The organism is Calothrix sp. UHCC 0171, from assembly GCF_034931845.1.
Classification (GTDB): domain Bacteria; phylum Cyanobacteriota; class Cyanobacteriia; order Cyanobacteriales; family Nostocaceae; genus Brunnivagina.
The window spans coordinates 69,050-82,011 of record NZ_JAYGHN010000011.1 but is presented as its reverse complement, the minus strand read 5'-3'; the positions used below and the strand labels follow the sequence as shown (position 1 = coordinate 82,011).

Genomic DNA, 12,962 nt, shown 5'->3' with positions numbered 1-12,962 from the left:
AACCCCGTTTTTGCTAGTTGTGAAAACGGGGTTCTTCTAATTTGCAATTTGTAACTTTATGGCTTATCGATATGCTACTTGTGGTCCTGCCCAAACTTGTGTTGCTTGCTTGCCAAAAGTAACAGGTTGGTCTCTCTCAATTGCATTTGCGGTTTTACCGTCATCAGCAACGCTAAGTAATGACCAGTCCTCTTCACCTAGTTCACCTGTGCGGAATAATACATGGTTGGGTTGTGACTTGCTCCAGCCTAACAGGATCGAAATTTTTTCGTGTTCTTCCTTTTCCTGGGCGGGTCCAACAATATTTGTCCGGTCTTGATCACGATGCCAAATTACTGCATAGTCGGATACATCAGATGTATTCATGATCCCTTCAAATCGACGTGCCAAGAAGCGATCGCCTTTTTCTGACCAACTAATAGGAACTAATACACCGATTGTTCCTTCACCGTTAGCATCAGGTGCAGATTTGACATTAATTAATACATCACGGTTACGGGATGTTGATGTCACAACCCGCAATTGTTTAGTTTGCCGGTCTTCGATAAATAAAACACTACTGACACGACTGTTGTGCAATTCTGGATTAACTTCAAGTTGCACACGACTGTATACTGCATAACGACCGTCAGGGGAAATTACGGGAACACTTCGATAATAACCAACACCACCCCCCTTAGGTCCCATAGATTCTTGGGTTTGAGAAATCCATTTCATCGGTATGGGATAAGCACTACCTAATGGGTCTTCCGATTGCTTTTGTTCAGCAACATCAGTTTGCCCTGGTGCTGTAATTTCGGCAATATTTGCGCGGGAGCCGCGAATAACTGGGTCAATTTTGGCTGCGTGTAATGAAGTCTGATTTTCGTTTGTTAAACTCCTAGCTGCTCTTAATCTTTGGATTAAATCGTTTTGGCTCGTCTTCTCACTTAATCGCAGTTCGGAATTATTTGCTGGCGGAGCTAATTCAACAGCTGCAAATGGGTCTTTCTCTAGCTTGTTCCCCGCTTCCAAACCAGAACTAGTCCTATTTCCTAACAGATGTGGTTCGATAACAGCAGCCATTTCCATCGGCATTGGCCCCATTATTTCTGCCGATAAATTATCTTTATTTTGATTAGGTTGTAATATTTGGTTCATCGCAGAGTCACCAACACCTCCTGTTTCTACCATCGTAGAGTCGGTACTTTTGGTGACAGAAGCAGAACCACTTGTTGCTGCTTCTGACTGCGTGAGCGATGTGGCGTGACTGCTAGCTGCCACGAAAGGCGCAATGAGCATGACAACTACAACATACTTAAAAAATGGTTGTACGCGAAACCATCCTGACAACAAAAGGGTTTTCAGCATCTGTTGACTCTCTAGAAGGGGGTGTTGCTGTGTGAAGAGAAATGCCGAGACAGCTAAATCAAGACAAACCTATTACAGGTATAACAGGAAACTTTAGCTTTGAACAAAATTTTTGCATTGTTTTACATAAAAACAATGTGTATCACGGATACACCTCTTGAGACTGACTAACTATACATACAGTTTGGTATCCAGCAATTCCTGAAAACAAACGGTATTTTCCCGAATCTATATTCACTTAGTTACACTGAAAACAAAAAGTATAAAATACACCTGCAAAATAATTAGTATATAGATGTGTGGGCAAAAAATGACAAAATTAGAGCTTTTGAGACTCGCAGATTTTTTGTAAAACCTGGTTGATATTTCCGGGTTATTACATATCTCGATTCTGATTTTCTCAATTCTGGTATTGTTTGCTGCAATCACAGCATAATTCTAAGACAGGATTAGCCAAATATAAAATATACAAGCCAAGCCTTTTTTGCTTTTCAGAAATAAATATAAGATTGAAAGAATCGGAATTACTAGTTAAGTTTCAAGCAATCAATTACTAACGACTGTGTCCAAGTTTTAGTTCTGAAGTCTTAGCTTTGGCGGATTGATAAAGTAGATTCTGAGAAAGGGACTTATATGAACTATTCTTAAAAACATTTTGGAGAGCAGAAATTAGTAAAAGCAGGTGTGGTAGATGTGACTAAATCTTGTATGCAAATACATTATAGTCCTACTTGGTAGGATTACGTCACCCATGTCACAAAAAATTTTGTTTATGATTACTTCTTAGGGTCGATGTCGTAAATTCTCTACCAGGAATTGCGATCGCTCAATCAAAGTACAATCTCAAAACATATAAATTTGTAGCAAAATATACTAATTAATTGATCAATAATTTTGTGTAATTTCCAGGATGATCTTTAATTGAGATTAAATCAGCGATCGGAGAAAATTCGTAATTATGAAAATAGTATTTTTTGGTACACCACAATTTGCTGTTCCTACCTTAGAAAAACTACTTAATCATCCTAGTTTTGAAGTTTTGGCTGTTGTGACTCAACCGGATAAACGGCGCGAACGTGGGAATAAATTAACACCTTCACCGATTAAAAATCTGGCTCTCACCCATGACTTACCAATTTGGCAACCTTTAAGAATCAAAAAGGACGCAGAAACCTTAAATGAACTCAAACAGTGTGGTGCAGATGCATTTGTAGTTGTCGCTTACGGACAAATCTTATCCCCAGAAATTCTTGACATGCCCAAACTTGGTAGTATCAATGTCCATGGTTCAATTTTGCCTGAATACCGAGGTGCAGCCCCAATTCAATGGTGCTTGTATCAGGGTAAAACAGAAACAGGTATTACTACCATGCTCATGGATGCGGGTATGGATACTGGGGCAATGTTACTCAAGGCGACAACATCAATCGATTTACTCGATAATGCCAATACTTTAGCAGACAGACTGTCAACTTTGGGTGCAGATTTACTAATAGAAACTTTACTAAAACTCGAAGCAGGAGAAATTCAAGCAATTCCCCAAGATAATAATTTGGCGACTTACGCACCGTTAATCAAGAAAGGAGATTATAAACTAGACTGGTCAAAAACTGCAATTGATTTGCACAATCAAATCCGTGGCTTTTATCCCCATTGTATTACTAATTTTCGCGAACAAACCTTGAAAATTACAGCTTCTGTTCCTATTAGTGACGATAATTCCATCAAATTACCGCCACAATTTCAGGAATTACAGCAAAAATTAACAGATGTCTCAATTTCTTCATTCAAAGCTGGAGAAATTGTCAGTATTATTAAAGGGAGGGGAGCATTGGTAAAAACGGGAAGTGGCTTATTGCTACTTGAGGAGGTGCAACCAGCAGGCAAACGTCCCCAATCGGGATGGGACTTTGTGAATGGAATGCGGTTAAATCTTGGAGAAGTTTTTTCTTAGCATTCAACACTTTCATAATAGCAACAAGATTCACAAGGACCATCTGGGTTAACTGCACAGCGAACCAGTTCAGAACTTGCATTGTAGCGACATGTGGCATCGCCGATAACCCAGCGTCCTTTGACTAAAGTTTTTTCGACGGGGCGTTGTGCTGATTGAACGTAAAGCGCAATTGTCTGCAAGTGGTATCGTCCAGATTTTAATTGATATCTGTGACGACGTTCTAAAACAGCATAGGTTTTTCCTTGGAAATCGAGATAATTTCCTGGTTGTGGCATCCAATCAAGTTTGATGCTACCAAGAGATTGAAGTGGATGCGTCAAAATCACCTCGGTTGGTAAATTATCCGGCTCCATAGACTTGCATAAAGTGGTTTACATAATCATAACGTGAGTTCGACGAAACTAAAAAAGGGCAGGGGACAGCGCAGGTATGTCTTTGATTTTATAGATATATAATCTACAATTTTATCTTCTTGAACTACCAAGAATTTGACTAATTAAATATCCAAGCCAACTATATTTAACTGCGGTGGATGCTCAACTGTAAACTGGTAATAAACCTCCTGCTTCCCCTGGGGTGCTAGATTTAATAACCATTCCAATACACCCATTTCCCCAAGTTGAATTTGCGGATTGCTGCGATTTAAACTCACCTTGATTTGTTCATGACGACTCTTGGGTATTTGCTCAGTCAATATTAATTTAGTTTCTCGGCTAAGTAAATTAGTAATTACTAAGCGATAGCCAAAAGTGATTTTTCGATTACTACCAATTAATTTTTTATCAACTTGACGTTCAACCAATTCCCGTTCAATCTTTAAACCTTCATCAATACCCAAATTCACCTTAAATTCCTGTCCCGGTGCAATATTGTCTAACTGTGTCGTCCCAACAAACATATTGTCACGGAAAATGTTCGCTTTCCCAGGTAACAACGTTGCACCATTAGCAGGATTTTTCACCGTAGTTTGCAAATAAGCAAAACTTACCAAACGCGGCATTGCCACATAGGCAAAATTGCAATCAAAATTATCATTAAAAATAGTTACTTTATGCGGTGTGCGATCGCTGGGAATATTCCCACTACTATTTAATTTGAAGGATACTACACTACCTTCTCGCAGTATTTCCGCATTAATTGTTTCGGCTTCGATAAGTATTTCTTCGGCATCATTTTCCTTCATTACAGACTGAGATAATGTCCGCTTTCTTTGCACAAAGTCTGGTGTGTCTAATGATGCTGATGCTGGTGCTGCGCCTGCAAATGGCATGACTGTTCGTATATTCAAATACCAAGGCTCTAGTTTTGGAGGTAATGTCCCTAAGCCCGGTTTTGCGGTAGACAGTGTTAGCAACACATCTTCCCAGTCTTCACCGGTATTTTGTGTTACTTCTGCCAAATAACTCAAATTGACGATACTGCTGCTACTATTGACTCGGACATCATAAAGCGGTGTCCAACTGGCATAATTCACCACATAGGAAACCTCAAGCTCAAACTCTCCAATTCCCCTAGTCTCGATATCTATAACCAGCCGAAAACTCTCTTTGGGGTGTGGATTTTGGACATCTTGCAACTGTTTTTGCAGCAATTTGAGTTCTTTTTCGATTTCCTGTTTCCGGTTGCTGTAATCTCTCGTCGCAATTCCATATTCGGTAAATTGACTACCTAAAAAATTGACAAAATCCAAAGTCTCACTGAGACTAAGATTTTTCCGGGAAATACTTTGAGCAAATGGCTCTTCGGTTTTTTCTCGCAAACCTTCAATAAACCTAGACTGCAAAGCCAAACCATCAAGTTGTGCTTGCAAATAGTTCATTTCCGATTCTAACTGCTCGATGTGTTGCGTAATCTGGGAAACTTTTGCTGCGACTGGCTCACTGCTGTAAATGCGCTCCGTACTTACTGCCAATACGCCTACTGCAATCTTACCACTACCACCGACACGCACCGAGTCTGTTTGTAAGGTTGCTGGTAGATGGTTTATCACTAATTTCTGTTCTTCACCTGTTAGTTCAATAATACCCCGACGTGTGACTAAGGCTTGGTCGGTGTAAACTGTGACGACTGTAATTTTGGTTTCTACAGTTTTACTTGTAGATGAAACTTCTGAATTAACCACTGCCAATTTTCCTTGTTTTTACTTGCTATTTATTGGCTATTTTTAATTTTCAGCATGGCTGGCAAGATATTTTTTGAAATTTTCGATTTTGAGCGTAGTCAGGAGTCAGAAGTTAGAAGTCAGAAGTTAGGAGTCAGGAGTCAGGAGTCAACTTTTGCAAATTCTTGGAATAAGTCTCTGAGTGTTGAAGTTTGTCCTAATTACCCTGGTAACGACTATAAATTCTGGATTCTGAATTCTCCTGCTATTGACAACACGTTAAATTGTGCGATGTGACACCTTGATATCTCAAACTAGCTTTCACTTTGGGTTTTAGCTTTGGGCTTCAGCGTAAAGTCCCGCATTGTTATCAACAAACTCTTTAGCTGCTTCCAAAAGATAATCGCAATAAGTTCGCGCTACGATTGATAGCTGCTTCCCGTTAGGGTAAACCATATACCAATTGCGCTTGATTGGAAAATGCTCCACATCCAAAATAGCTAAATCCCCCATTTCTGGTATCAAAGTATGACGCGATAAAACTGATATTCCCAAACCACCAGCAATCGCCTGTTTTATTGCTTCGTTACTTCCCAATTCCAACTTCACTTTTACGACAACACCATTTTCATCAAATAGCTTCTGGATTGCACGACGAGTTCCCGAACCTGGTTCTCGCATAATAAAAGGCTCATCTGCGAGTCTTTGAATGGAAATATTTTTTTCTTTGACTAGCGGATGATTAATTGGTGCTAAAACAACTAGAGGATTTGCGAGAAATGGCTGAAAATTCACATCTAAATGGTCAGGAACTTGGCTCATAATGTATAAGTCATCCATATTCCCACTCATCCGATCAAGAATACCCTCATGATTGGTAACTTGTAAGGAAATATCTATACCTGGATATAGTTGACAAAATCGACCTAATAAACGAGGAATAAAATATTTTGCTGTTGTAATTACAGCCAAGCGTAATTGTCCTTGTTTTAGACCTTTCAAATCTGCTACTTTCATTTCAAATTGAGCTATTGTCTCAAAAATTTGACGACAAGTCGCAAACAATTCTCTTCCAGCTTCCGTCAGGTATAGGCGTTTCCCAACTTGTTCAAACAGAGGTAATCCCACTGATTTTGTCAGTTGCTTAATTTGCATTGAAACTGTGGGTTGGGTTAGAAATAGTTCCTCGGCAGCGCGAGTAAAACTTCCGTGACGTGCTGCCGCCTCGAACACCTTCAACTGGTGTAGGGTCGCTTGATTCAACAGTGTTTCTCCTCTAGTAGCAGTTCATATATACAGTAATTAATCCCAGTGCCTTATCTTGATTCAATTGGTGCGATTATGCGATCGCTTTTGTTGAGATTAAGTAGTTAATTCTTTGTTGCTTACTAATGATTATGTCTTGTACTCACCGGCGACAAGGATTAATGCCACGTAGTTTCTGATTTTGTTATTTCTACAAACAACAAATCTCAATCATGACAAATAATTGTCTGAGCTAACAAAGACTAGGCATTTTCGACTAAGATGAACAATCTTAAACCTCAACTAACATCACACATATCACTAGTATCACAGAACACTAACATTTAGTATAGTTATGTTGATGCAAATATCTATAAGTTTTTTCAATTATAAACAAAAGTAAATTATTGGAATCGATATTTCTAAAAATCACCAAGAGTATCTCAAGAGTGAAATGTAGATTTTTCTTCAGTTTGAGATATCTGTGGCAGTTCCTAGGGTGATGAGGACAACCTTAAATAATAAAAAACATATCAGATACGAGCTTGAAAAAGCTGACTTTGATGCCTGAGGGCTGATAAATATTCAGGATTAAGGTTTATTTAGGGACTAGAAGCACAAAAAGGTGATTTTTCAATTTTAAATCTGAAATTACCGTACGAATAATGTTTACAGTGTTTACTGTTCTTCTGTAATCTTCATGGGAAGTTTGGCTAAATCAGGTAATTGTACAACCTCAACTTCGACAATTGGTTCCTTAATATTAATTGGTAAGTTTAGTGGCTGACTTCGTGGTTGACTTAATGGCTCATCTAAAGGTTGACGCTTCTCAATCCAACAGCTAGCAACTGGAAGGGTTTGTTCGAGTTCATCAAGTGGTCGAGGAATTACCATCACTGCATTAAGTTCACCAATACGTTCAGCTTCGTTCATTCCAGCTTCTACTGCCACAGCGACATTTGCCACCGAACCGCGAATAATTGCCGTACACAAACCCGCACCAATTTTTTCATATGCTGCCAATTGTACATCGGCAGATTTGAGCATTGCGTCTGCGGCTCCTACCATCGCCGGGAAACCTCTAGTTTCAATTAATCCGATCGCTTGATTGCTCAAACGACTGTAAGAACCACCTTCGGCGAGTTCACTCAAACGGCTAGTGATGGGGAGAATAATTTCCAAGTTGGGGTAAGGACGGGGGATTACCAAGCTGGAGACAAATTCATCAAATTGTTTTGCCGTATCTTCACCAGCTTGAACAGCCAAACGTACATCAGCAATTCCACCTCTGACGATCGCAGTACAATGACCATCGCCAATTTTCTCATAACCAATTAGATGTACGCCAGCTGATTTCAGCATCATATCCGCAGTCCCAACAATTGCCGGGAAACTGCGGGTTGAAACCATACCCAGAGCAGTATCGCTGAAGTTATGGTGACGAGGTTGTTGTCGTTGTGTGTTCATCAAGCGTCGTTCATATTCCCCCATGTTCAGTTCTCCAGGATAATCAACTTAAGAGTTAATGGTTAAGGATTGATGGGTATTGGTTACTAGTTGTTTAGTTATTGGTAATTCACTACGTGGTTACAATTAAAACCAATTAAAAGAATGTATGTACCTCTCAGAGGCTTTTCTTTAATTAAACCTAGCTGTTAACCAACAACAAAGAAGAATCAATAACTAATACCTAACAATTAATTCTATTGTCACCGACATACTTAAGAATTAACACTTATTCAGATTAATCGTCCTCTGGCGAAGGTTTATTTAATGACTGCCGATGGGGGAATAAAGTAATTAACAGACGTTGTACACTACTTTGTCCGTAAACATGATTACCAAGTGTGTCAGTTGATGTAAGTGATGATTCCGGAGTTTCGCTGGTTTCAGTGGTTGTTTGAGGTTGTGTGGAATCTTCAGATGAGTGGTTTTGATTGGCAACAGGGGTAATATTGCTAGCTGGCGATTGAGATAGCGAAGGTTGACTGCCGTTATCTGTTTGAGAAGTTTTTTGAGTAATTGTCGGCGATGAATCGGGCAATCCCCATAAATCATCATTAATATCGTGCTGCTCTGGAATATTGCCTGTTGTTGGATGACTTGCAGGGATTTGGTTTTCTAGGGGATTTTCTGTAATTGCCTCAATTATCTGGCGACTATGGCGATCGCAATATGCCAAAATTGAACCTGGTTGAATTACCTGTCCTGAGGCGACAGAACACCTAAAAACAGTTGTGGCTGCACCAATACAGGCATTGGCTCCAATTTTACCTTCCCCAACCATCAAAAACCCGGCTCCTAAGTTGGCTCCTGTTTCGATTTCTAGAGTACCTGTATCAGCTTGGATAATTGAACCCATGCCAACACATACCCCAGCACCAATAATAATTTTGCTATTTGGAGCCGCTTGAAGAATAACTCCTGGCGCAATTACAGCACTCTTGTGAATTATCACCTCGCCACTGATGTATGATTCAAAGCTACTGCCTAGACGCAGTGGCGGCACAGACATAAGAAATTGATACCTAAAGTGGGAGAGTGGGAGAGGGGGGAGTGGAGAGTGGGAGACACGGAGAGGGGGAGACACGGAGAGGGTAAACACAAATAAAATTTTCTATTTCTATATGTCTTTCTTGTCCCCGCCTCCCCATGTCTCCGCGTCTTTGCGTCTCTTTCTTTATTCCATGTCCGCCTATTTTTTGACTAAGTCAAATTACGGACGCTGAATAATCAATTCCAGAACACGACGTTTGGCTTTGGGATCAATGCCAATTAAGCGCACATATTCACCTTGGTATTCAGAAAGGAATGATTCGAGTGCGGCTGCGGCATCACGATCTGAACGCGCTTCGATTTGTCCACAACTTTGCCAGGAACCTGTACGGAAGCGACGTTGGTCTACGTGTTCAGCGCTGATTTTATACCCACCAGCCAGGAGTTGACGTAAATGATCGATGACTTCCGAAGCCAGACGGGTTGTAGTTGCTGTACTACTAGAGTAGCTGCTGGAACTGCTCGATGCGCTCGTTGCTGGGGTAAAAGATTGGCTGGAACTGCTGCTCGCAGTCGTTACTACGCCATTGGGGCGCTGGATAATGCTTTCGAGGACGCGACGTTTAGCTTTGGTGTCGATGCCAATCAAGCGGATGTACTCGCCTTGATGTTGAATCATGCACTCTTCCAAGGCGGCGATAACATCGTTGGCGGAACTTGATTCGATGGGTTGACAACTTTGCCAAGAACCTGTGCGGAAACGACGCTCATCAACATGTTCTGTACCAATTTTGTAGCCACTTGATAGCAATTGGCGAATTTTTTCGATGGTGTCGCTGCTAATTTTCGCGCTACCGTTGCTGTAGCCGTTACTAGAACCGTTTCCATTATTGTAGGTACTGCTGCTGGTAGGGGCTTTAAAGCTAGTTGATGCAGGACTGTCTACCACCCCATCCGGACGCTGAATAATAGTTTCCAAAACACGGCGCTTGCCATTGTCAATACCAAACAGGCGCACATACTCACCGCTATGGTCTGCCAAACACGATTCTAATGATGCGATCGCATCGTTGAGCGATCGGACTTCAATCGGTTTACAGCTATTCCACGAACCTGTACGGAAACGTCTTTGGTCTACATGTTCCGTGCCAATTTTAAATCCCTGTTCCAACAAGTAGCGCAGTTGCTCTACTGTTTGGGCACCCAACCGATTACTCGACACCTCATCGCTCCTTTCAAATGCAAAACTAAAATCGTTACTTGTATCTGTATAAGATTTCGCTAATTCATTCCGAATCGGCGCAATGCATTTATTGTCCGCAGCACAAAGATAACCAGCCCTCAATGCTTGATTTATGCCAACTACGTGATTGGCAAATACCTTGTCTTCTGCCTGCACATCTGGTAGGCGATCGGCTTGATGCTGGCTAGTAATTACTACTCCAGAACCTACGTATTTACCCGGTGGAATTTCCACATCCTGGATTAATGCATGCATCATGACAATGCAGCCATCACCAATCTTGGCATTAAACACCGTTGAACGAAAGCCGATAAAACAGTTATCTCCCACATAGCAAGGACCATGAATCAATGCCATGTGGGTAAGGCAAGTATTTTTCCCTACCCATACTGAGTATTCTTGTTTGTTGTCGCCAATGACGCGACCTTTTTCCAAGCCGTGTATAACTACACCATCTTGGATATTGGTATTTTCACCGATATAAAACGGCGCACCTTCATCAGCTCGAATCGAAGTACCGGGAGCAATAATTACATTTGCACCAATTTCTACGTCCCCGATAATGTTGGAAAACGAATGTACAAAAGCTGTTGCATGAATACTCGGTTCAGCTAAATCTCTTGACCACGGGGTTGGGGGTGCCGCCTCCGCCGTGCTGCGGACTGCCATTACTAGATTCCTCCTGAAAAAGCACTGTCATTTGTCCGTTGCCCTTTGTTATTTGTGCTTTGTCCTTTGCCTTTTGTGATTTGTCTTTACGAGTGACCAATTACCAATGACTAATGACTCATGACCCAATGACTAGCGACTAATGACCCAATGACTAAATAACTAATAACTTATCGATATTGGTCTTTTTTACTGTAAAGCAGGCGATCTTCAACGTGAATCGTATCAATTATCGCTACGACTGCTGCGTCTAAGGGACGCTGTTCGTTTCCCTGAATTTGACGAGCGGCACTACCACGACTTACGAGTACCCACTCATCAACTCCCGCACCGACGCTATCAGCAGCCACTTCATATTTTGGCAGGAGTTGTCCTTCTTCATCGACTAATTGCAACAACAGTAGTTTGACACCCCTGAGAGTTGGTTCTTTTTGAGTGCTAACTACCGTACCGCGAACTTTAGCAACTTGCATTACTCAATTACGGTCTTCTATTACCGAAAGGACGAATCGCATTCACGTTTTCGCGGAATTGTTCGACATCTTCGGTATAGCGAATTGGGAGAACATATTCCAAGTTTTCGTGGGGACGAGCAATGATGTGGGTGGATAAAACCTGTCCACCACTAACGCGCTTAACATTTTCAACTCCGGCTGCTACCGAAGCTTGTACTTCCGATACGTCACCACGCACAATCACTGTAACGCGACCGCTACCAATTTTTTCGTATCCAACTAAAGTCACACGTGCAGCCTTTACCATCGCATCAGCCGCTTCTACAACTGCTGGGAAACCCAGAGTCTCAACCATTCCTACTGCAATTGACATTATTTTAAATCCTTAACCAGCGAGCTAAAAACTGAAAACAAGCAAAACTATTTCATTGACAAGATGGGCAATGCCCTGAGTGATTGGGGATTTTAGATTTTAGATTGTGGATTTTGGATTGGGACTTTACTTAAAAATAAAAGTACATCTTCCATGTTTGACTTCGCTTAAGTGATTCACTAACAGCTAAATCTAAAATCCATCTGCAAAAGTTGGCAATGAAGAAGAACCCTCCTGGTAATACCAGATGCTACAAGTAGCTAAAACCGCCCACTCTAAAGACTCAACTTTTGGCAAAATCATAAATCCAAAATCCCGAAACTTAAGTCCCGAAACTTAAGTCCGGAATTGCTCCACCGCTTCGGTGTAGCGAATTGGCAGAACGTATTCTAAGTTTTCGTGAGGACGAGCAATAATGTGTGTGGAAACTACTTCACCGCCGTTAACACGGCGAGCAGCTTCAACTCCAGCAGCAACCGAAGCTTGCACTTCCGATACGTCGCCACGCACAATCACTGTAACGCGAGCGCTACCGATTTTTTCATATCCTACCAAAGTTACACGAGCGGCTTTCACCATCGCATCAGCAGCTTCTACAACTGCTGGAAAACCTTTTGTTTCAATCATTCCAACCGCAATTGGCATCGCAGGACTCCTAAAAAATTTAGTGCAATTTCAGTAATCTTTGAAAATTTTTGACGGGGGTGCCGATTTTGGAAGTTCAAAAGAACTCTAAAATTAAGCATAGAAAACGATTGCACCCCTGGCAATATAAATTACTATAATAGTTTATAATGAAATAGTTTTAAAAATCTTAACGCCTTCTAAAAAAGGGCTTTTAATTGAAACTGGGGTTCTGTGCCCACTATTGATCTTCAAGGCTTTCTAGAGCGATCGCTTCTGATTTATAATTTTTTTATATTGTTTTTTCAATCCAATTTGCAAGGGTTGCAAATTTTGATTGAGAATAACTACCTAACTTGATGGGAGTGCAGTAGCAGTGTCCCAGTTTTTTTGCTGCCAACTTTACTGCCAACTCAAATATCAAGGCAATCGAACTATACACCAATCAA

General features: G+C 41.0%; 11 protein-coding genes. 1 reads left to right on the top strand and 10 read right to left on the bottom strand.

Annotation, left to right across the window (positions count from 1 at the left end):
- Positions 1-63: 63 nt before the first annotated feature.
- Positions 64-1,350, bottom strand: a complete 1,287-nt coding sequence (locus VB733_RS11000; protein ID WP_323340127.1) for a hypothetical protein — start codon at positions 1,348-1,350, stop codon at positions 64-66.
- A 958-nt stretch (positions 1,351-2,308) separates the two neighbouring features.
- Between VB733_RS11000 and fmt the strand changes: the two genes are divergently transcribed.
- The gene (fmt, locus tag VB733_RS10995; RefSeq protein WP_323340126.1) at positions 2,309-3,304 is read left to right on the top strand and encodes a methionyl-tRNA formyltransferase; all 996 of its coding nucleotides are present in this window, start codon (positions 2,309-2,311) and stop codon (positions 3,302-3,304) included.
- Here the strand turns inward: fmt and VB733_RS10990 are convergent.
- The 9 genes from VB733_RS10990 to VB733_RS10950 form a co-directional block, all read right to left on the bottom strand.
- Positions 3,301-3,660 carry a DUF6464 family protein gene (locus VB733_RS10990; protein ID WP_323340125.1) on the bottom strand — a complete coding sequence of 120 codons (360 nt, stop codon included), beginning with the start codon at positions 3,658-3,660 and terminating at the stop codon, positions 3,301-3,303. The genes fmt and VB733_RS10990 overlap by 4 nt on opposite strands.
- 143 nt (positions 3,661-3,803) lie before the next feature.
- Complete coding sequence (locus tag VB733_RS10985; RefSeq protein WP_323340124.1) at positions 3,804-5,429, bottom strand: mucoidy inhibitor MuiA family protein; 1,626 nt, start codon at positions 5,427-5,429, stop codon at positions 3,804-3,806.
- Between the two features lie 312 nt (positions 5,430-5,741).
- Positions 5,742-6,671, bottom strand: coding sequence for a LysR family transcriptional regulator (locus VB733_RS10980; RefSeq protein WP_323340123.1), 930 nt, complete (start codon positions 6,669-6,671; stop codon positions 5,742-5,744).
- Positions 6,672-7,331: 660 nt separating this feature from the next.
- Positions 7,332-8,120: a carbon dioxide-concentrating mechanism protein CcmK gene (locus VB733_RS10975; RefSeq protein ID WP_323340187.1), complete on the bottom strand. Its 789-nt coding sequence runs from the start codon at positions 8,118-8,120 to the stop codon at positions 7,332-7,334.
- Between the two features lie 277 nt (positions 8,121-8,397).
- A complete protein-coding gene (locus tag VB733_RS10970) occupies positions 8,398-9,168 on the bottom strand; it encodes a transferase (RefSeq protein ID WP_323340122.1) in 771 nt (256 codons plus the stop codon).
- Positions 9,169-9,369: 201 nt separating this feature from the next.
- Positions 9,370-11,061, bottom strand: a complete 1,692-nt coding sequence (locus VB733_RS10965; RefSeq protein ID WP_323340121.1) for a ribulose bisphosphate carboxylase small subunit — start codon at positions 11,059-11,061, stop codon at positions 9,370-9,372.
- A 170-nt stretch (positions 11,062-11,231) separates the two neighbouring features.
- The gene (locus VB733_RS10960) at positions 11,232-11,534 is read right to left on the bottom strand and encodes a EutN/CcmL family microcompartment protein (protein ID WP_323340120.1); all 303 of its coding nucleotides are present in this window, start codon (positions 11,532-11,534) and stop codon (positions 11,232-11,234) included.
- Between the two features lie 7 nt (positions 11,535-11,541).
- Positions 11,542-11,889, bottom strand: a complete 348-nt coding sequence (locus VB733_RS10955; RefSeq protein ID WP_323340119.1) for a BMC domain-containing protein — start codon at positions 11,887-11,889, stop codon at positions 11,542-11,544.
- Positions 11,890-12,225: 336 nt separating this feature from the next.
- The gene (locus tag VB733_RS10950; RefSeq protein WP_009457333.1) at positions 12,226-12,534 is read right to left on the bottom strand and encodes a carbon dioxide-concentrating mechanism protein CcmK; all 309 of its coding nucleotides are present in this window, start codon (positions 12,532-12,534) and stop codon (positions 12,226-12,228) included.
- Positions 12,535-12,962: the final 428 nt, after the last annotated feature.

What these genes read in the sequence shown, in the direction of transcription:
- VB733_RS10970 (WP_323340122.1), bottom strand. Translation starts at nt 9,168, where the DNA reads ATGTCTGTGCCGCCACTGCGTCTAGGCAGTAGCTTTGAATCATACATC.
- VB733_RS10965 (WP_323340121.1), bottom strand. Translation starts at nt 11,061, where the DNA reads ATGGCAGTCCGCAGCACGGCGGAGGCGGCACCCCCAACCCCGTGGTCA.
- VB733_RS10975 (WP_323340187.1), bottom strand. Translation starts at nt 8,120, where the DNA reads ATGAACACACAACGACAACAACCTCGTCACCATAACTTCAGCGATACT.
- fmt (WP_323340126.1), top strand. Translation starts at nt 2,309, where the DNA reads ATGAAAATAGTATTTTTTGGTACACCACAATTTGCTGTTCCTACCTTA.
- VB733_RS10950 (WP_009457333.1), bottom strand. Translation starts at nt 12,534, where the DNA reads ATGCCAATTGCGGTTGGAATGATTGAAACAAAAGGTTTTCCAGCAGTT.
- VB733_RS10990 (WP_323340125.1), bottom strand. Translation starts at nt 3,660, where the DNA reads ATGGAGCCGGATAATTTACCAACCGAGGTGATTTTGACGCATCCACTT.
- VB733_RS10955 (WP_323340119.1), bottom strand. Translation starts at nt 11,889, where the DNA reads ATGTCAATTGCAGTAGGAATGGTTGAGACTCTGGGTTTCCCAGCAGTT.
- VB733_RS11000 (WP_323340127.1), bottom strand. Translation starts at nt 1,350, where the DNA reads ATGCTGAAAACCCTTTTGTTGTCAGGATGGTTTCGCGTACAACCATTT.
- VB733_RS10960 (WP_323340120.1), bottom strand. Translation starts at nt 11,534, where the DNA reads ATGCAAGTTGCTAAAGTTCGCGGTACGGTAGTTAGCACTCAAAAAGAA.